The 19,678-nt window shown below is 68.8% G+C and carries 17 protein-coding genes; 8 read left to right on the top strand and 9 right to left on the bottom strand.

Features of this window, described 5'->3' with window-relative positions; translation table 11 throughout:
- Positions 1-22 precede the first annotated feature (22 nt).
- The 3 genes from BG90_RS03665 (at position 23) to BG90_RS03655 (ending at position 2,766) form a co-directional block, all read left to right on the top strand.
- Positions 23-550 carry an Mpo1 family 2-hydroxy fatty acid dioxygenase gene (locus tag BG90_RS03665; RefSeq protein ID WP_025989690.1) on the top strand — a complete coding sequence of 176 codons (528 nt, stop codon included), beginning with the start codon at positions 23-25 and terminating at the stop codon, positions 548-550.
- Between the two features lie 9 nt (positions 551-559).
- Positions 560-1,585, top strand: coding sequence for a 2-dehydropantoate 2-reductase (locus BG90_RS03660; RefSeq protein ID WP_010114269.1), 1,026 nt, complete (start codon positions 560-562; stop codon positions 1,583-1,585).
- A 575-nt stretch (positions 1,586-2,160) separates the two neighbouring features.
- Entirely contained in the window at positions 2,161-2,766 is a 606-nt protein-coding gene (locus BG90_RS03655) for a class I SAM-dependent methyltransferase (protein WP_010114270.1), read from the top strand.
- 69 nt (positions 2,767-2,835) lie between these two features.
- On the opposite strand, the gene BG90_RS03650 is transcribed toward BG90_RS03655, so the two are convergent.
- Positions 2,836-4,110, bottom strand: a complete 1,275-nt coding sequence (locus tag BG90_RS03650) for an EAL domain-containing protein (protein ID WP_010114271.1) — start codon at positions 4,108-4,110, stop codon at positions 2,836-2,838.
- Positions 4,111-4,537: 427 nt separating this feature from the next.
- Positions 4,538-5,977 carry a multidrug transporter subunit MdtD gene (gene mdtD / locus BG90_RS03645; RefSeq protein ID WP_010114272.1) on the bottom strand — a complete coding sequence of 480 codons (1,440 nt, stop codon included), beginning with the start codon at positions 5,975-5,977 and terminating at the stop codon, positions 4,538-4,540.
- 264 nt (positions 5,978-6,241) lie between these two features.
- Between mdtD and BG90_RS03640 the strand changes: the two genes are divergently transcribed.
- Positions 6,242-6,577 (top strand): DUF2917 domain-containing protein, encoded by a 336-nt coding sequence (locus BG90_RS03640; RefSeq protein WP_010114273.1) that lies wholly within the window; start codon positions 6,242-6,244, stop codon positions 6,575-6,577.
- On the opposite strand, the gene BG90_RS03635 is transcribed toward BG90_RS03640, so the two are convergent.
- Positions 6,550-7,905, bottom strand: coding sequence for a citrate/2-methylcitrate synthase (locus BG90_RS03635; RefSeq protein ID WP_045568280.1), 1,356 nt, complete (start codon positions 7,903-7,905; stop codon positions 6,550-6,552). The genes BG90_RS03640 and BG90_RS03635 overlap by 28 nt on opposite strands.
- 161 nt (positions 7,906-8,066) lie before the next feature.
- On the opposite strand from BG90_RS03635, the gene BG90_RS03630 reads away from it, so the two are divergent.
- Positions 8,067-9,464, top strand: coding sequence for a CoA transferase (locus tag BG90_RS03630; protein WP_025989692.1), 1,398 nt, complete (start codon positions 8,067-8,069; stop codon positions 9,462-9,464).
- Between the two features lie 21 nt (positions 9,465-9,485).
- Here BG90_RS03630 and BG90_RS03625 read toward each other — a convergent pair whose 3' ends face one another.
- Positions 9,486-10,232, bottom strand: coding sequence for a GntR family transcriptional regulator (locus BG90_RS03625; RefSeq protein ID WP_010102064.1), 747 nt, complete (start codon positions 10,230-10,232; stop codon positions 9,486-9,488).
- 167 nt (positions 10,233-10,399) lie between these two features.
- Between BG90_RS03625 and BG90_RS03620 the strand changes: the two genes are divergently transcribed.
- Positions 10,400-11,245, top strand: coding sequence for an aldo/keto reductase (locus BG90_RS03620; protein WP_010114277.1), 846 nt, complete (start codon positions 10,400-10,402; stop codon positions 11,243-11,245).
- A 204-nt stretch (positions 11,246-11,449) separates the two neighbouring features.
- Here BG90_RS03620 and fusA read toward each other — a convergent pair whose 3' ends face one another.
- From fusA to BG90_RS03605, 4 genes are all read right to left on the bottom strand, one after another.
- On the bottom strand, positions 11,450-13,564 hold the full coding sequence (gene fusA / locus BG90_RS03615) for an elongation factor G (RefSeq protein ID WP_010102066.1): 2,115 nt from the start codon (positions 13,562-13,564) through the stop codon (positions 11,450-11,452).
- Between the two features lie 247 nt (positions 13,565-13,811).
- Positions 13,812-14,321, bottom strand: coding sequence for a DUF192 domain-containing protein (locus BG90_RS03610; protein ID WP_025989693.1), 510 nt, complete (start codon positions 14,319-14,321; stop codon positions 13,812-13,814).
- Positions 14,322-14,508: 187 nt separating this feature from the next.
- Positions 14,509-14,724 carry a hypothetical protein gene (locus BG90_RS31785; protein WP_081463944.1) on the bottom strand — a complete coding sequence of 72 codons (216 nt, stop codon included), beginning with the start codon at positions 14,722-14,724 and terminating at the stop codon, positions 14,509-14,511.
- 263 nt (positions 14,725-14,987) lie between these two features.
- Entirely contained in the window at positions 14,988-15,566 is a 579-nt protein-coding gene (locus tag BG90_RS03605; RefSeq protein WP_010102068.1) for a pseudouridine synthase, read from the bottom strand.
- Between the two features lie 259 nt (positions 15,567-15,825).
- On the opposite strand from BG90_RS03605, the gene icd reads away from it, so the two are divergent.
- The gene (icd, locus tag BG90_RS03600) at positions 15,826-17,085 is read left to right on the top strand and encodes an NADP-dependent isocitrate dehydrogenase (protein WP_010102073.1); all 1,260 of its coding nucleotides are present in this window, start codon (positions 15,826-15,828) and stop codon (positions 17,083-17,085) included.
- A 167-nt stretch (positions 17,086-17,252) separates the two neighbouring features.
- Positions 17,253-18,839, top strand: a complete 1,587-nt coding sequence (locus BG90_RS03595) for a multicopper oxidase family protein (RefSeq protein ID WP_045568050.1) — start codon at positions 17,253-17,255, stop codon at positions 18,837-18,839.
- Positions 18,840-18,962: 123 nt separating this feature from the next.
- Here BG90_RS03595 and BG90_RS03590 read toward each other — a convergent pair whose 3' ends face one another.
- Positions 18,963-19,166, bottom strand: coding sequence for a cold-shock protein (locus BG90_RS03590; RefSeq protein ID WP_004196460.1), 204 nt, complete (start codon positions 19,164-19,166; stop codon positions 18,963-18,965).
- Positions 19,167-19,678 lie beyond the last annotated feature (512 nt).

The following is a 19,678-nucleotide window of genomic DNA, read 5'->3' as shown; positions in this document are numbered from 1 at the left end:
ACTCGCATCAGGAGGAGACACGATGAAAACCTTGGTCGATCAACTCGCGCAGTACGCGGCCTATCACCGCGACGCGCGCAACATCGCGACGCATCTGGTCGGCATCCCGATGATCGTCGTCGCGGTGACGGCGCTGCTGTCGCGGCCGGCGTTCGGCATCGGGGGCGCTTTCGCGTTCACGCCCGCGGCGCTCGCCGCGTTCGCCGCGGCGATCTTCTACCTGCGGCTCGATCTGCGCTTCGGCGTCGCGATGGCCGTGCTGCTCGCGCTGAGCCTCTGGGCGGGCCGCGCGCTCGCCGCGCAGACGACCGCGCTGTGGCTCGGCGCCGGGCTCGGGCTCTTTTTCGTCGGCTGGGTGATCCAGTTCGTCGGCCATTACTTCGAGGGGCGCAAGCCCGCGTTCGTCGACGATCTGATCGGGCTCATCGTCGGGCCGCTGTTCGTCGTCGCCGAAGTCGCGTTCTTCGCCGGGCTGCGCGGCGAAGTGCGCGACGAGGTCGAGCGGCGCGTCGGGCCGGTGCGCGTCGGCGCGCGCAATGCGCGCGTCTGATCCGCGTCGATGGCGGCGATCTGCATCTACGGCGCGGGCGCGGTCGGTTGCTACATCGGCGGCCGGCTGCTCGCGGGCGGCGCGGACGTCGCGCTGATCGGTCGCGAGCGGATCGGCGCCGAGCTGCGCGCGCACGGTCTTGCGCTGTCCGATTACCGCGGCCGCGACGCGCGGGTGCCGGCGTCCGCGATCGCGTTCTCGACGAGCGATGCCGCGGCCGCCCCCGCCGAGCTCGTGCTCGTGACGGTGAAGTCGGCGGCGACGCCTGCCGTCGCCGCCGCGCTTGCGCATGTCGTGCGGCCAGACGCGGTCGTCGTCAGCTTCCAGAACGGCGTGCGCAACGCGGACGCGCTGCGCGCGGCGCTGCCGGGCGCGACCGTGCTCGCCGGCATGGTGCCGTTCAACGTGATCGCGCGCGGCGCGGGCGGATTCCATCAAGGCTCGGCGGGCGATTTGCAGATCGAGGCCGCGCCCGCGCTGCAGCGCTTCGCGGACGCGTTCGAGCAAGCCGGGCTGCCGCTCGTGCAGCGCGCGGACATGCGCGCCGTCCTGTGGGCGAAACTGCTGCTCAATCTCAACAACGCGATCAACGCGCTGGCGAACCGGCCGCTGAAGGACGAGCTTTCGGCGCGCGGCTATCGGCGTTGTCTCGCGCTCGCGCAGACCGAAGCGCTGCGTCTGCTTTCCCATGCGGGAATCCGTCCGGCTCGGCTCACGCCGCTGCCCGCCGCGTGGGTGCCGCGATTCCTGAGCATGCCGGACGCGCTGTTCGCGCGGCTCGGCCGGACGATGCTCGAGATCGATCCGCTCGCGCGCTCGTCGATGTCGGACGATCTGGCTGCCGGGCGGATAACCGAGGTCGACTGGATCAACGGCGAGATCGTGCATCTTGCCGAGCGGCTCGGGCGCACGGCGCCCGTCAACGAGCGCCTTTGCGAGCTCGTGCGCGACGCGGAGCGTGCGGGTGCGCGGCCCGCGTGGAGCGGCGACGCGCTGTTCGCCGAATTGCGCGCGGCGGCGGGGCGGGCGGGGTAGGCCGTCGGCGGACGGGCGTGGGCGGGCGACGCCGCGCCGCGTGCCGTCGCGCGGTCATCGGAACGCGGCGCTTCGGCTCGCATTCGGCTGCCGAATGCGGGTGCCGATGACCGGCAGCCGATGATCGATTGTCAATTGCCGATTGTCGATTGTCAGCGCCGAGCGCCGATTGTCGACGGCAAGCTGTCACGTCCGCTGCCGTCTGCCGACGGCTTGTCGGCCATCGCCAGTCGGAGTTGGCTTCGCGCCGATCATTCGCGCTGCCGCTTGCATCGGCTGCGGCGGCTGACACGCTGCAGTTGTCGGCATCGGCATCGGCATCGGCATCGGCATCGACATCGGCATTGGCATTGGCATTGGCATTGGCACCGGCACGGCACGGCGACGCAAAGTGCGGCGTCGCAATGCCTGCGCGCGCCAATCCGTAGTCGCAGCATCGAAGAAGCCGCCGCCGCCGCCGTCGCTTCCCGACGCGACGCTCGCATGTGCGAATCGCCCGCCGCGATTAACATGGCGTCAGCGCGCGTTCGCGCCCCGCGAACCGCAGCGCGCAACCGTCAACCGAGGAGACGACGATGGACCGCACGACGCTCGACGTATACGACCGCCACGCGGCCGACTATGCGCGCGAATGGCACGAACAACCCGCGCCCGACGACATGTACGCGCTGCTCGAACGCTACTTCGAGCCCGGGCCGACCGTCGACGTCGGTTGCGGCGCGGGCCGCGACGTCGCGTGGCTCGCGAGCCGCGGCTTCGATGCATGCGGCTACGACGGCAGCGCGTCGCTCGTCGCCGAAGCGCGGCGCAGCCATCCGGCGCTGCGCTTCGAGCAGGCGCTGCTGCCCGGGCTCGCGGGCGTGCCGTCCGGCGCGTTCCGCAACGTGCTGTGCGAAACGGTGATCATGCATCTGCCGAGCAGCGACGTCGACGCGGCGCTCGCGCGGCTCGTCGCGCTGCTCGCGCCGGGCGGCACGCTGTATCTGAGCTGGCGCGTGACGACGGGCGACGCGCAGCGCGACGGCCGCGGCCGTCTCTACGAGGTCGTCGATACGCCGCGCGTGCATGCGGCGCTCGGCGACGCATGCGAGGTGCTGTTCGAGCACGAGAAGGTGAGCGAGTCGTCCGGCAAGTGCGTGCACCGGCTCGTCGTCAGGAAGGACGCGCACGCGGCCGGCTGATGCCGGCTGCGCGCGCGAACGGCGGCGCGGCGGAGGCGGAGCGGCAGGGGCGGCGCGGGCGCGCCTCGTCTAGTCGCGGTGCGCGGCCGCTTCCCAGTTGATGTCGACACACAGCACCTGCATGCCTTGCGCGGCCGGCGTCGCGATCGACGCCGTCACGCACAGGTGCGCTTCGTTGATCGACAGATAGGGCGGCGTGAAATGCACGCGCCCCGGCACCCGCATCGCCTCGATGAAGTACGGCCGGCGCTCCCAGCTCGCGCCTTCCGAATGCAGCAGCGGGCTGAAGCGCTTCGCGCGCTGCGACGCGTGGACGCGCGGCAGCACGTTGTCGCCGATCTGTCGGCCCGACGCGTCGAGCAGGAAGCAGCGCGCCGCTTCCTGCAGCTCGAGCAGCTCCTTCGACGCGTCGGTCAGGTCGCGGCCTGCGCGCAAGAGCGCGCTCGCCTGGAGCAGCGCGGCGACGTACGGCGCGAGGCGCGCGTCCTGCGCGCGCGCGCGTTCGGCGACGCGCAGCCGCAGCGCCGCGGACAGCGTATCCATGATCCCCGCCGCGACCTGCGGCTGCACCGGCTCGACGCTCGGTCCGGCGAAGTACTGCCCCTGCACGAAATCGACGTCGCATTCGAGCGCGATGAGCGCCTCGCGCTCGGTCGTGATCCCGCCCATCAGCACCAGTTGCCCCGATTCGTGCAGCAGCGACACGAGGCCGGGCAGCACGCGCTCGAGATGCGAATGCTCGCTCGCCTGCGCGAGGATCCCGCGATCGAGCGTGACGATGTCCGGATGCAGGTGCCAGACGCGGTCGATGTTCGAATGCTTCGCGCCGAAGCCGCCGAGCGCGATCAGGAAGCCCGCCTTGCGCAGCCCGTCGACGATCGCCGCGAAGCGCGGCGTCTCGCCGCCCGCCTGCTCGGGCACTTCGAGCACGACGCGCTGCGGCGGCAGCCCGAGCGTCTTCAGGTTCGCGAGGAGCGCGTCGCCGTAGACGGTATCCATCAGCGCGGCCGGATGCAGGCTCAGGAAGAGCCATTCGTCGTGGCTGTCGAACGTATGGAAATTGCCGAGATGCAGCGATTCGGCGAGGCGGCCGAGCTCGAGCAGGTCGCCGCGGCGCGCCGCCTGCGTGAACACCTCGTGCGACGGCACCTGGTTGCCGTGCGAATCGTGCGCGCGCAGCGACGCGTGGTAGCCGATCGCACGGCGATGCGACACCGAGAAGACCGGCTGGAACACGCTGAATACGGTGTAGTCGCCGTACAGCACGGTGCGCCGGTTGCCGTCGTCACCCGCGATCGGGCGCGGCGACTGGAAGCTTGGGGGATCGATGTCGATCATGCTCATGATGTCGGCTGCTTGAGAACCGTCAGTTTACCTACAGAATAGGCGAGCAAGAACCGTGCGCAAAAAGCCGTCCCTGCTTGCCGCCGCATCGCGCGCGGCGCGGGGTTCGTGCACCCGCGTGGTGCGCGGCGCGTCGCGGTGGCGCGGGAGCAGGGTGCGCGGACGTCGGGCCGCTTCGCCGGGACGCCGCGGACGGACGCCGGGCGGCGGCGGAGCCGGCCGCGCTGCGACAATCGGACTCGAACGTCTTTGATGTGAGCGCCTCTCGCGCGGGCACTCTTTACGCGGGCACCGCGACGCCGGCCCAGCAGCGCGTCCGTCCGGCCCGGCGTGCGCCGAACACCCGCGCGCCGGCCGGCCGCCGCGAGCCCGTCGCCGCCGCAGCGCGAGCCTCATGTCCGTCAGCCACGCGCCGGCCACGTCCGCGTCAAGCGCGCTCTGACGGATCGGTCTTGCGCCGCGCGGCGCCGCGGACGTCGGGCGACAACTGCGCGAAGATCCACGCGGACGCGGCGGTAATGATGCCGACGCAAACGAACGTCGCATGAAACGCGGGCAGCGAGTGGGTCGGCGTGACGCTCGGCATCATCCCGGTGAAGGTCGCGAGGAGTGCGCCCGCGACCGTCACGCCGAGACTCATCGACAGCATCTGCACGAGCGAGAACAGGCTGTTGCCGCTGCTCGCGCCGCCCGTGCCGAGATCCTTCAGCGTCAGCGTGTTCATCGCGGTGAACTGCATCGAGTTGAAGCCGCCGAACAGCGCGAGCTGCGCGATCTTGAGCCACGTCGGCATCGCGTCGCCGATCAGCGCGAAGCTCGCCATCATCAGCCCGACCATGATCGTGTTCGCGAGCAGCACCTTGCGGTAGCCGTGGCGCGTGATGAGCACCGTGATGATCCGCTTCGAGAACATCCCCGCGGCCGCGACGGGCAGCATCATCAGGCCCGCCTCGAACGCGCTGTAGCCGAGGCTCACCTGCAGCAGCAGCGGAATCAGGTACGGCATCGCGCCGCTGCCGATCCGCGCGAACAGGTTGCCGAGCAGGCCGACGCTGAACGTATGGATCTTGAAGAGCTCGAGCGAGAAGATCGGCTGCGGCGCGCGCACCGCGTAGAGGCCGTACGCGACGAAGCACGCGAGGCTCAGGATCAGCAGCACGAGCACCATCGCGTGCTGCATCCCGAGGTCGGCGAGGCCGTCGAGCGACAGCGAGATCGCGATCATCCCGATCGTCAGCAGCAGATAGCCCTTCAGGTCGAAGCGGCCCGCGGCCGGATTGCGCGCGTCGGTCATCGAGTAGAACGTCGCGATGCAGCCCGCGATGCCGACCGGCACGTTGATGAGGAAGATCCAGTGCCAGGACGCGATCTTCACGAGCCAGCCGCCGAGCGTCGGGCCGATCAGCGGGCCGATCAGGCCCGGAATCGCGACGAACGACAGCGCGGGCAGATAGCGCTCGGCGGGGAACGTGCGCAGCACGGCGAGGCGCCCGACGGGCAGCAGCATCGCGCCGCCGACGCCCTGGATCACGCGGAACGCGACGAGGAGCGACAGCGTGTGCGCGTTCGCGCACAGCAGCGAGCCGAGCGTGAAGATCAGGATCGCGCTGAAGAACACGCGGCGCGTGCCGAGCGTATCGGCGAGCCAGCCGGACACGGGGATCATCACGGCCATCGTCAGCGAGTACGCGATCACGACCGACTGCATCCTGAGCGGCGATTCGCCGAGGCTCGCCGCCATCGACGGCAGCGCGGTGTTGACGATCGTCGCGTCGAGGGTTTGCATGAAGAAGCCGGTGGCGACGAGCCACAGCATCACGGTCAGCGATTTTTCGCTGGGGGCGGCGGCGGGCGGGGCTTGGAGCATGAAAGCGAGGCGCGGCGGGCGCGTTCGGAGCGGGCAGCCGACATTGTAGGGAAAGCCGGGGATGCGCGCAGTGACGGTATGCGGCCGCCGTGCCCGACCGGCCGTGCCCGACCGGCCGTGCTTGACCAGCCGTGCCTAAACTGGCCGTGCCTGACCGCGCGCCGGTACAGTGCGGGGCGATGCGCACGCAAGTGTGCATGGGGGGCAATGCGCGCGCGTCGCGATAATCGGGATATCCAACGATCTTCGCTACCGGAGCGGGCGATGCGCGAAATCCGCGCCTACGTTCTCGACTATCGCGAGCCGGCCGCCGTCTGGCGCGCCGCGCGCGACGCGACGCTGCGCGTGACGGCGGGCGAAGCCTGGCTCACCGTCGATGGCCGCCGCGACGACTATTGGCTCGCGGCCGGCGAATCGTTCGAGCTGCCGCGCGGATGGCGCGTGTGGATCGGCGCGGGACGCGGCGGCGCGCGAATCGAAGTGTCGCAGGCCGCTGTCGTCGGCGTGCAACCGGTCTTTCGCGCGATCGCGATGCACGTCGGCGCGTGGTGGCCGGCGCGCCGGCGCCGCGGTCACGCCGCGTGGTCGACGCCGACGTAACGCGCGCGCGGCCGGATCAGCTTGCCGTCCGCGCGCTGTTCGAGCGCATGGGCGATCCAGCCCGCGACGCGCCCCGCGGCGAACAGCGTGAATGCCGCGCCCGCAGGCAGCGCGAGCGTGCGTTCGAGCGCGGCGAGCGCGAAATCGATCGTCGGCTTCTCGCCGAGCGCGGCTTGCACGGCTTCGGCGAGCGCGAGCGTGCCGTCGAGCGCGGGACTCGCGGCCGAGCGGGCGGCGAGCGCATCGATGAGCGCGTCGATGAGCAGCGTCGCACGCGGATCGCCGCCGGGATACAGCGGATGGCCGAAGCCCGGCAGCCGCGTGCGCGCGTCGGGCTCGAGCGCGTACGACGCGATCTGCGCGGCGACGTAGCGGTCGAGATCGCGCGCCCGCGCGGCGCCGTCGAGGAGCGCCGCGACGCGCAGCGTCTCGCCGCCGTGCCGCGGCCCGGACAGCGCGGCGAGCCCGCCCGCGATCGCGCCGAACAGCGGCGCGCCCGTCGACGCGATGCAGCGCACGGTGAACGTCGACGGATTGAGCTCATGGTCGGCGCAGAGCACGAGCGCGATCCGCAGCAGGCCGACGTCGCGCGGATCGTTCACGCGCCACGCTGCGGCGAGCTGCCGATGCACGGGCTCGGCGGATGGCGTGCTCGCCGCGAGCGCGGCTGTCGCGAGGCGCAGCAGCGTGGCGGCTTCGTCGAGTCGTGCGTCGCGGCGCCGGAAATCGGCATCGGCATCGGCATCGGCATCGGCATCGGCATCGGCATCGCGCGCGGGCAGGCCGCGCGCCGCGTCGAATGGCGCGGCATCGGCGATCGATGGCACAGAGCGAGCGGTTTCGGACAGCGCCGCGGGCGCGGTGGCGGGCAGCAGCGCGAGCGCGCGCTCGAGCGGCGGGCGATCGCGCCAGAGATCGAGCCAGCCGCGCCAGCGTGCCGCGTCGAACGATTGTGCGACGAAGGGCGCCGCTTGCACGCGCGCGAGCGGGCATTCCCACAGCAGCGCGGCGGCTTCTTCGAGCGTCGCGGCCGTCGCGAGCGCGATCGCGTCGCGGCCGCGATAGCTGAGCTTGCCGTCCGCGATCTGCGTGATCCGCGATTCGAGGACGGGCACGCCCCAATCGAGCGTGCGTTCGGCGACGTTGCCCGCGCGCTTCGCGTCCGCGCGGCGCCGCGCGAGCAGGCGGACCTCGTCCGCGTCGTAATAGCGGCGCTTGCTCGCGCCGTCGGCGCGCGAATGCAGCAAACCGCGGCTCACATACGCGTAGAGGGTCGGCACGCTCACGCCGAGCAGTTGCGCGGCCTCGTTCGCGCTCAAGCGGGACATGGCGGCGGTTCCTCGTGTCGAAGACCGGACGACCGGATGCGACGCGCGCTGGCGTTCGCGTCGCGGCCATTCGTCGAGCATGGTTTCTCGCAATCGGGATTGAATGCGTCTGCGCGCAATTCTAGACTCGTTTGCATGTTCACCATGACGAGGCCGATGCGATGAGCCCCCGGCACGCATTGACGCATCTGTGGCGTCTCGCGGACGGCGATCCGGCCGCGCTCGAGCGCGTCGATCTCGACGGCGGCGATCCGTGCCTGCCGTCGGTCCACCGGGTCGGCACGCTCGCGGCCGCCTCGATCGCGGCGGCGGGCCTCGCCGCCGCCGAATGCGATCGCGTGCGAACGGGGCGCGCGCAGCGCGTTCGCGTATCGGTGCGGCATGCGCTCGCGGCGTTTCGCAGCGAACGGTATCTGCGCGTCGACGGCCGTGCGCCGCCCGAGCCGCGGCATCCCGTCACCGGCTTCTACGAGACGCGCGACGCGCGCTGGATCCAATTGCACGCGAATTTCCCGCATCACTTGCAAGGCGCGCTCGACGTGCTCGGCTGCGGCGGTGAGCGCGAGCAGGTCGCGGCGGCGATTCGCGGCCGGGACGGCGAGGCGCTCGATGCCGCGCTCGCCGATGCGGGCTTGTGCGCGGCACTGATACGGTCTCCCGACGAATGGCAGGCGCACGAGCAGGCGCGCGCGCTCGCGCGGCGGCCGCTCTTCGAGATCGAGCGGACCGGCGACGCGCCGCCGCGGCCGATCGGCTCGGGCGCGGCCGCGCAGCCGCTGTCCGGCGCGCGCGTGCTCGATCTGACGCGGATCATCGCGGGGCCCGTCGCGGGACGCACGCTCGCCGCGCACGGCGCGCAGACGCTGCTCGTCACCGGCCCGCATCTGCCGAACATTCCCGCTTTCGTGATCGACAACGGCCGCGGCAAGCGTTCGGCGTTCGTCGATCTGCGCGATGCGGCGGGCAGGGCGGCGCTCGATGCGCTCGCGTCGCAAGCGGACGTGTTCGTGCAGTCGTATCGGCCGGGCGCGCTCGACGCGTGCGGCTTCGGCGCGCACGACCTCGCGCGGCGTCATCCGGGCATGGTCTGCGTATCGGTGTGCGCATACGGCTGCGACGGGCCGTGGGCGTCGCGGCGCGGCTTCGACAGTCTCGTGCAGTCGGCGAGCGGCATCGCGTGGGTCGAACGGCAGGCGGCGGGCGGGCGTGCGCCCAGGCATCTGCCGTGTCAGGCGCTCGATCACGCGACCGGCTATCTCGCCGCGTTCGGCGCGATGACGGCGCTCGCGCGGCGCGCGCGCGAAGGCGGCAGCTGGCACGTGCGCGTGTCGCTCGCGCAGACGGGGCGGTGGCTGCAGTCGTTCGGTCTCGTCGAAGGCGGCGCGCGCGTGCCCGACACGACGCTCGACGATGTGCGGGATTGTCTCGACGACGCGCTCGCCTCGCCGTTCGGCGCGGTGCGCGGGGTGCGGCCGGCGGAGAGGCTGTCGGCGACGCCGCCGCGCTTCGCGCGCGGGCCCGTGCCGCTCGGCATCGACGCGCCGTGCTGGCTGCCGTGACGCGTTCCTGCCGCCGGCCGCCTACTTGCGCAGCTCGACGACGAAATCGTAATAATCGTTTCGACAATAAGTGTCGGTGAGCTCGATCGCGCGCTGATCGTGCGTGAAGCCGGTCCGCGTGATGAGCAGGAGCGCGTCGTGCGGCGCGATGCCCATCTGCCGGGCGATCTCGTCGGTCGCGTTGACCGCGCGGAAGTGCTGCAGCGCGCGCACGATCGGCGTGCCGCGCTGCTCGAGATAGCTGTACAGCGAATCGCCGATCGCCTGCGGATCGGGAACGATCGTGGCGGGAAACGTCGAGTTCTCGACCGCCATCACGATGCCGTCCGCGAGCCGCAGGCGCTTCAGGCGCGTGACCGACGCGGCGGGCGACAGCCCGAGCTGGATCACTTCATCGCGGTTCGCGGGCTGGATCTCGCGCGCGAGCCACGTCGAGCTCGGCGTGAAGCCGCGGCGCTTCAGCATCTCGCTGAAGCTCGACAGCCGCGACAGCGGATCTTCATAGCGCGGCTGGATGAAGTTGCCCGCGCCTTGCGTGCGCCGGATGAGCCCTTGTTCGACGAGGAGCGCGATCGCCTTGCGCGCGGTGATCCGCGACACGCCGAGCGACTCCGCGAGCAACCGCTCCGACGGCAGCGCTTCGCCCGCGGTCCAGCGGTTGTCGTGGATCGCGTCGCCCAGCTTGCGGGCGAGTTGCAGATAGAGCGGCGTGTCGTTGTCGGGGTCGGGGCGCAGGTCGGACCAGCGGTCTTCCGTCGATGGCTTCATGGAGTGGACATAAAAAACGGTGCGGCCATTCTAAGACATCGCGTGCCGCGGTTATAGCCGGGTTTTGCGCTGAATGCTGCCCGAAGCCGTGCGAATCGCTACACTGACGAATCACGCGCGGGCCGCATGCGACGCGTTCCGCGCTCGAACACGTGACGAGGAGCGATATGACCAGCATGCTCGAAACCGTCGCGCTGCCCGGCGGCGAACGTATACCGAAGCTCGGGCAGGGCACCTGGGAAATGGGCGAGCGGCACGCGAAGCGCGCGGCCGAGATCGCCGCGCTGCGCGAAGGCGTCGACCTCGGGATGACGCTCATCGATACCGCGGAGATGTACGGTGACGGCGCGACCGAGACGCTCGTCGGCGAAGCGCTCGCCGGCGTGCGCGACGGCCTCTTCGTCGTCAGCAAGGTCCTGCCGCATCGTGCGAGCCGCGCGGGCGTCGTCGCCGCGTGCGAGGCGAGCCTGAAGCGCCTGCGTACCGACCGCATCGATCTGTATCTGCTGCACTGGCGCGGTTCGATTCCGCTCGCGGAGACGATTGCCGGCTTCGAGACGCTGCGCGACGCGGGCAAGATCCGCTACTGGGGCGTCAGCAATTTCGACGTCGACGACATGGAGGCACTCGCAGCCGCCGCGGGCGGCGCAGTCTGCGCGACGAACCAGATTCTCTACAACCTCGCGCGCCGCGGCCCCGAGTTCGATCTCCTGCCGTGGCTCGCGCGCCGCGAGATGCCGGCGATGGCGTACAGCCCGATCGATCACATGCGGCTGCCGAAGCGCACGGCGCTCGGCGACATCGCGCGCGAGCGCGGCGTGTCGCCGACGCGCGTCGCGCTCGCGTGGGTGCTTAGGCAACCGAACGTTCTGGCGATTCCGAAGGCGGGCAGCGTCGAGCACGTGCGCGACAATCGCGCGGCGCTCGATCTCGTGCTCGACGACGGCGAGCTTGCGCGGCTCGACGCGCACTTCGAGCCGCCGCGCGGCAAGCGTCCGCTCGAAATGCTGTAGCCGCGGGTGCTGCGGCCACGCGGACGGCTCGCGCGGGCGGCGGCTCGCCGAACGAGCGGGCATCGGGTTGCGGCGCGCCCGATCGAATTGCGGATGCGCGGATGACGCAACAAAAAGCCCGTCCGTTTCCGGACGGGCTCGTCATTCACCGGCCGCGCCGCGTGTTGCGCAGTGCGGCGCAGCGCGGCCCCGAGCGCCGGCTGCTTACCTGCGCTCGACCTGCTTCGCGTTGATGACGGCCTCCGACACGTTGTTGGGCGTTTCCGCGTAGTGCTTGAACTCCATCGTGTAGGTCGCGCGGCCTTGCGTCGCCGAGCGCAGCGACGTCGAATAGCCGAACATCTCGGCGAGCGGCACCTCGGCGCGCACGAGCTTGCCGCCGCCGCCCGCGATGTCCTCCATGCCCTGCACGATGCCGCGCCGGCTCGACAGGTCGCCCATCACGTTGCCCATGAAGTCCTCGGGCGTCTCGACTTCGACCGCCATCATCGGCTCGAGCAGCACCGGCTTCGCGCGGCGCATCGCTTCCTTGAACGCCATCGAGCCGGCCATCCGGAACGCGTTTTCGTTCGAGTCGACGTCGTGGTACGAGCCGAACGTCAGGTGCACCTTCACGTCGACGACCGGGTAGCCCGCGAGCACGCCCGCCTTCAGCGTTTCCGTGATGCCCTTGTCGACGGCCGGGATGAATTCGCGCGGAATCACACCGCCCTTGATCTCGTCGAGGAACTCGTAGCCCTTGCCGGGGTTCGGCTCCAGCGTGATCACCGCGTGACCGTACTGGCCGCGGCCGCCCGACTGCTTGACGAACTTGCCCTCGACGTCGGACGCCGTCGTGCGCACCGTCTCGCGATACGCGACCTGCGGCTTGCCGACCGTCGCTTCGACGCCGAATTCGCGCTTCATCCGGTCGACCAGGATTTCGAGGTGGAGCTCGCCCATCCCCGAGATGATCGTCTGGCCCGATTCCTCGTCGGTCTGCACGCGGAACGACGGATCTTCCTGCGCGAGGCGATTGAGCGCGAGGCCCATCTTCTCCTGGTCGGCCTTCGTCTTCGGCTCCACGGCCTGCGAGATCACGGGCTCCGGGAATTCCATCTTCTCGAGGATGATCGGCTTCGTCGGATCGCACAGCGTGTCGCCGGTGGTCGCTTCCTTCAGGCCGACCGCGGCCGCGATGTCGCCCGCGCGCACCTCCTTGATTTCCTTGCGCTCGTTCGCATGCATCTGCAGGATCCGGCCGAGCCGTTCCTTCTTGTCCTTCGTCGGGTTCAGCACCGTGTTGCCCGATTCGACGACGCCCGAATAGACGCGGAAGAAGATCAGCTGGCCGACGAACGGGTCGGTCATGATCTTGAACGCGAGCGCGGAGAACGGCTCGTCGTCGTTCGGATGACGCTCCGCTTCCTGGTCGTCGAGCGTGTGGCCGAGGATCGCGGGCACGTCGGCGGGCGACGGCAGGTAGTCGATCACCGCGTCGAGCATCGCCTGCACGCCCTTGTTCTTGAACGCGCTGCCGCACAGCATCGGCACGATCTCGTTCGCGATCGTGCGCTTGCGCAGCGCGGCCTTGATCTCGTCCTCGGTCAGCGAGTGGTGATCTGTCAGGTATTTCTCGAGCAGCTCCTCGCTCGCCTCGGCGGCCGCCTCGACCATCTTGTCGCGCCATTCCTCGGCGATCGCGCGCAGGTTCTCGGGGATCTCTTCGTACGTGAACTTGACGCCCTGGCTTTCGTCGTCCCAGATGATCGCTTTCATCTTCACGAGATCGACGACGCCCTGGAAATGCTCTTCCGTGCCGATCGGAATCTGGATCGGCACCGCGACGCCCTTCAGGCGCTCGCCGATCTGCCGCTGCACGCGGAAGAAATCCGCGCCGACGCGGTCCATCTTGTTGACGAACGCGATCCGCGGCACCTTGTACTTGTTCGCCTGGCGCCAGACGGTTTCGGACTGCGGCTGCACGCCGCCGACCGAGTCGTAGACCATGCACGCGCCGTCGAGCACGCGCATCGAGCGCTCGACTTCGATCGTGAAGTCGACGTGGCCCGGGGTGTCGATGATGTTGATCCGATGCTCCGGATAATTGCCGGCCATGCCTTTCCAGAACGCCGTCGTCGCCGCGGACGTGATCGTGATGCCGCGCTCCTGCTCCTGCTCCATCCAGTCCATCGTGGCCGCGCCGTCGTGAACCTCGCCGATCTTGTGGCTTACGCCGGTATAGAAGAGGATGCGCTCGGTCGTCGTGGTTTTGCCGGCGTCGATGTGAGCGCTGATACCGATGTTGCGATAGCGCTCGATGGGGGTTTTGCGGGGCACGTGAACCTCCTGATGGTTCTGGACGGAAACGGGCCGGCCGGTGCGGCCGGCCCGTCGCTCTTTCGAGACTTAAAGCATAGCGCTTGCTCGAGGCTTTTGCAGATGCGGGCGATGTATCGGCAATCAAGCCTTTGCCGCCGGCGGCGCATCGATCGGCGCCGCCCGCGCACGAAGACGGCGCGCGCAAAAAAGCCGGCGCTCGGCCGGCTTCCGGGCGGGGACGAGCGGCGCGCATCGGCCGCCGGCGTCACTGCGGCTTCGGCAGTCCGTCGATCTTCATTCCCGGCTTGATGCCCTTCGCGGCGAACCAGCCGCGGCTCATCTCGAGCGCATAGACGCCGTTGTTGCGCGGGCAGTGGTTGTCGGTCGTCTCGGCCTTCATCTCGTCGATGTCGGTGATCGTGCCGTCCGCGCGGACGAACGCGATCGACAGCGGGATCAGCGTGTTCTTCATCCAGAAGCAATGCACGGCGTTCTCGTTGAACACGAACAGCATGCCTTCGTTCGGCGCGAGCTGCGAGCGGTACATGAGACCTTGCTCGCGATCGGCGTCGTTCGCGGCGACGGCCGCGTCGATCACGTACATGCCGGCGCGCAGCTTGACGCGCGGGAATTCGCTCGGCTGCTTCGCGCCGGGCGGCAGCTGCGCGGTCTGCGCAAACGCGGCGTGCATGCCGCCCGCGGCGAGCGCGAGCGCGACCGGAATGACGGCGGCTCGCGCGAGACGGGCGAGCGAAGAGCGCGGGGAAAATCGCACGGCTTGGGCTCCTATCGGGAATTCGAGACCCGCATGGTACGCGAAGCGCGGCGTCGCGCGCGGATCGGGCGCGCAGCGCGAAGCGGGCAAACAAAAAGAAAAGGCAGATCGCCTCGCGGTGATCTGCCTTGCAACGCCGTCAGAACGGCAACAACGTGTTCTTAACTGCGTCTTACAACTTGCTTACTTAGTTCGAAGCAGCAGCCGGGGCTTCAGCAGCGCTGGCTTCCTTCGCCTTCTTCGCATGCTTCTTGTGAGCGTGCTTCTTGTGGGCCTTCTTAGCCGGTGCCGAAGCAGCTTCAGCCTTCTCAGCCGGAGCCGAAGCGGCGGCCGGAGCCGAAGCTTGCGCGAAAGCAGCCGTTGCGAAGAGACCAGCGACCAGAGCGGCGATCAGTTTGTTCATGTTGTGTTCCTCAGCTTTAGTTAATTAACCAAATGACCCGGCATAGGAGTCATGTCGTCTAACGTGCCATCCACCTTTCGGTTGACAGGCGCATCGAGAAAAATCTCGTCGCGCTGCGGGCGGCCTGTCCGCTGCGGGTCGTCGCTCGAGCGACGGGCCTGCGGTTCGGTCGCCAATGCCGGATAGCTGGAAGTGGCATCTGCGTCGTTTAACGCGTCGGGTTCGCGCTCGGTTGACGCACGGTTTCGCGCGTCACCGAAATGTCATCCGGGCCGCTTTGCGCGCTCCCACGGCGCGCGCGGCGGCAGCTCGCGGGTTTCGCCGGGCGCGAGGCCGAGCGCGAACAGGTCGAGCGCGCCGATGCCGACCCGGATGAGGCGCAGCGTCGGGAAGCCGACCGCTGCGGTCATCCGCCGCACCTGGCGGTTCTTGCCCTCGGCGATCTCGAGCTCGATCCAGGTCGTCGGGATCGCCGCGCGGTAGCGGACCGGCGGGTTGCGCGGCCAGAGCGTGTCGGGCGGCGTGACGAAGCGCGCGCGGCATGGGCGGGTCACATAGTCGCCGAGGTCGACGCCGCGCTCGAGCGTCGCGAGCGCGCCCGCATCCGGCGCGCCCTCGACCTGCGCCCAGTAGCGCTTGACGAGCTTGTGGCGCGGCTCGGCGATCTTCGCCTGCAGCGCGCCGTCGTCGGTAAGGAGGAGGAGCCCTTCGCTGTCGGCGTCGAGGCGGCCCGCCGGATAGACGCCGGGCGTCTTCACCCAGTCGCCGAGCGATCCGCGGGTTTCGTGCGGGGAGAACTGGCAGATCGTGCCGAACGGCTTGTTGAGAGCGATGAGGTGCATGGGGCAAGGCTCGCGGTGGCGCGCGGCGCAACGCGGGCCGCGTTCTATGGCAAATGGCGGAATCTTAATGCATAATACGGAACGGCAAGTCTTTTGTCTTATATAAGACTTGTGCGGGGCCGACACGCCAGGTTCGCGCCGCCCTGCGCCGCGGGAGCGCTAGAATAGCGGCTCGCTGTTGTCGGCGCCGGGCAGGCGCCGCCGCCCGACCGCGCAAAACCAGATACCCACCAGCCCAGCCATATCACTGGAGTCGATCATGCCGTATCAGCACATCAAGGTTCCGGAAGGCGGTGACAAGATCACCGTCAACAAGGATTTCTCGCTCAACGTTTCCGATCAGCCGATCATTCCTTACATCGAAGGCGACGGCACGGGCTTCGACATCACGCCGGTGATGATCAAGGTCGTCGACGCGGCGGTCGAGAAGGCGTACGCCGGCAAGAAGAAGATCCACTGGATGGAGATCTACGCCGGCGAGAAGGCGACGAAGGTCTACGGTCCGGACGTATGGCTGCCGGAAGAGACGCTGCAGGTGCTGAAGGAATACGTCGTGTCGATCAAGGGGCCGCTCACGACCCCGGTCGGCGGCGGCATCCGCTCGCTGAACGTCGCGCTGCGCCAGGATCTCGACCTGTACGTCTGCCTGCGCCCCGTGCAGTACTTCAAGGGCGTGCCGTCGCCGGTGCGCGCGCCGGAAAAGACCGACATGGTGATCTTCCGCGAGAATTCGGAAGACATCTACGCCGGCATCGAATGGGCGGCCGAGTCCGAGCAGGCGAAGAAGGTCATCAAGTTCCTGCAGGAAGAGATGGGCGTGAAGAAGATCCGCTTCCCGGAAACGTCGGGCATCGGCATCAAGCCCGTGTCGAAGGAAGGCACCGAGCGTCTCGTGCGCAAGGCGATCCAGTACGCGATCGACAACGACCGCAAGTCGGTCACGCTCGTCCACAAGGGCAACATCATGAAGTTCACGGAAGGCGCGTTCCGTGACTACGGCTATGCGCTCGCGCAGAAGGAGTTCGGCGCCGAGCTGATCGACGGCGGCCCGTGGATGAAGTTCAAGAACCCGAAGACGGGCAACGAGATCGTCATCAAGGATTCGATCGCCGACGCGTTCCTGCAGCAGATCCTGCTGCGTCCGGCCGAGTACGACGTGATCGCGACGCTGAACCTGAACGGCGACTACATCTCCGACGCGCTCGCCGCGCAAGTCGGCGGCATCGGCATCGCGCCGGGCGCGAACCTGTCGGATTCGGTCGCGATGTTCGAAGCGACGCACGGCACGGCGCCGAAGTACGCGGGCAAGGATTACGTGAACCCGGGCTCGGAAATCCTGTCGGCCGAAATGATGCTGCGCCACCTCGGCTGGACCGAAGCGGCAGACGTCATCATCGCCGCGATGGAAAAGTCGATCCTGCAGAAGCGCGTCACGTACGACTTCGCGCGCCTGATGGAAGGCGCGACGCAAGTGTCGTGCTCGGGCTTCGGCCAGGTGCTGATCGAAAACATGCAGTAAGCGCGTCGGCTCGGCCGATGTCGAACGACACCCCGGCGGGCCTCGCGCCCGCCGGGGTGTTTCATTTTGATGCGGCGCATGCGCGCAGCGACCGCAAGCGGTGAGCGGCGCGCATGCGGACTGGTGTATCGTCGGAATCTCCGTTTCAGCGACACAGGAACCGATCGATGTTGCGCAGACATTTTCTTTCGAGCGCGCTGGCGGCAGCCGTCGCGTCGCTCCTCGCGCGCGGCGCGTTCGCCGCGGGCCGCGCGATGGACGGCATGGAAGGGATGGGCGACATGCCGGACATGAAGCCCGCGCCCGCCCGCGGGCGGCACGGCAAGCCTGCGCCGCCCGCGCTCGCGGCTGCGGACGCGCTGCCTGCGGGCGCGTCGCTCGCCGCGCTGCGCGTGCTCGCGAACGAGAGCCGCGAGCCGGGCGTATTCCGCGCGACGCTCACCGCGCAGCCCGTCGCGCGTGCGCTGCTGCCGGGCGCCGCGCCGACGACGTTCTGGCAATTCGGCGCGGGCGCGCGGGGGCCGGCGGTCGGGCCGCTCATCGACGTGCGCGAAGGCGACACGGTCGAGATCCGCTTCGTCAATCGCCTGCCGCAGCCGTCGACGATCCACTGGCACGGGCTGCCCGTGCCGCCCGAACAGGACGGCAATCCGTCCGATCTCGTCGCGCCGGGCGCGACGCATGTCTATCGGTTCACGCTGCCGAAGGGGAGCGCGGGCACGTACTGGTATCACCCGCATCCGCACATGATGACGGCCGAGCAGGTGTTTCGCGGGCTCGCGGGGCCGTTCGTCGTGCGAGCGGCCGACGATCCGCTCGCCGGCTGGCCCGAGCGGCATCTATTCGTCTCCGATCTCAAGCTTGCACGCGACGGCACGATTGCACCGAGCGGCATGATGGACTGGATGAACGGCCGCCAAGGCCAGTTCGTGCTCGTCAACGGTGCGCGCCGGCCGCGCATTTCACTCACCGGCGACGAGCGCTGGCGCGTGTGGAACGCGTGCAGCGCGCGCTATCTGCACATCGCGTTCGATGACGGGCGATTGTTCGCGCACGTCGGCACTGATGGCGGCCTGTTCGATGCGCCGCGCGACGTGACGTCGCTGCTGCTCGCGCCGGGCGAGCGCGCCGAGCTCGTCGTGCGCGCGGGCGATAAGGCGTCGCGCGCGGTGCTGACGGCACTCGAGTACGACCGCGGCAAGATGTCGATGTCGGACGCCGAGCATGGCGGCCTGCCGCCCGATCCCGCGCAGCCGCTCGCCGACGTCGCGTTCGAGCCCGCCGCGCCGCGCGCGCTGCCCGAGCGGCTGCGCGCGGTGCCCGCGCTCGGCGAGCCCGTCGCGCGCAAGGAAGTCGTGTTCGGCGAGCAGATGGACATGGACGCGATGATGCGCGCGGGCGCGCACGGCCGACCGGCCGGCATGCGCTTCATGGTGAACGGCGCGACGTTCGAGCCGCATCGTGCGACGTTGACGAGCCGGCGCGGCGATGTCGAGTCGTGGACGATTCGTAACGAAACCGACATGGATCATCCGTTTCATCTGCACGGCACGCAGTTCCAGGTGATCGAGCGCGAGACGGCGGGGAAGACGGCGCCGGAGCCCTATCGCGCATGGCGCGACACGGTGAACGTTCGGAAGGGCGAGAGCGTGCGCATCCTCACGACGCAGACGGAGCGCGGCGAGCGGATGTTTCATTGCCATATCCTCGAGCACGAGGATCTCGGGATGATGGGAACGCTGAAAGTCGTTTGAAATGCGTTGCGGCCGAGTTCGGCGACCGAGCGCACGCTCGGCTCGCGGCTCGCGGCGCCCGACGGGCGGGCGAAAAAAAACCCGGCTGGAAGCCGGGTTTTCTATTCCTGATCCAGACGGCCCTCAAGCAGCTTGGATGTTCGACGCCTGCTTACCCTTCGGGCCCTGCACAACCTCGAAGCTGACCTTTTGGCCTTCCTTCAGGGTCTTGAAGCCCTGCATGTTGATCGCCGAGAAATGTGCAAACAGATCTTCGCCGCCTTCGTCGGGCGTGATGAAGCCGAAGCCCTTCGCGTCATTGAACCATTTGACAATACCAGTTGCCATACCTACTTCCCCTGTCACACAGTCGCTACTTACAACGAGCACGCTCGAAAAGCTAAACGACCGGCATACGCAGCCGTTCCCCCCTCACAAGCTCACCTCGGCCTCTTTCGATTGTCAAAGACAAATTGAAAAAAGTGCCAGCTTGATTGTTGGCGCTCTTTAATGGAGTGTCAAGAAAATTTTTAGACGTATACGGGGACGTTGTAAAGAACCCATTTTCAGGGTTTATCCCGCTTTGCTTCGCAGTGTCGGGGCGAGCGAGGCGGCTTGAAAAGTCGCATAATCGTCGCACATACCAGGCTCGAGTGACGCGCGTTCGAGGTTGTCCGCGTTGTGGGATACTCGATCCATGCACAGTGCGCGGGCGGCACGCCGCATGCTTGCACATCGAACGGGAGCCGGCCCCGCAGCCGGCTCCCGTTCGATGTGAGAGGGACGCTGCCGCACGTGGGGAGCCGGGGAGGGCGCCGGCTGGTCAGTCGGTTAACGACAGGATTGCGGGCCTGTCCGAG

Origin of the sequence: Burkholderia oklahomensis C6786 (assembly GCF_000959365.1) — a bacterium.
GTDB lineage: Bacteria > Pseudomonadota > Gammaproteobacteria > Burkholderiales > Burkholderiaceae > Burkholderia > Burkholderia oklahomensis.
The sequence above is the reverse complement of the archived record's forward strand: the minus strand, read 5'-3'. Positions and strand labels throughout refer to the sequence as shown.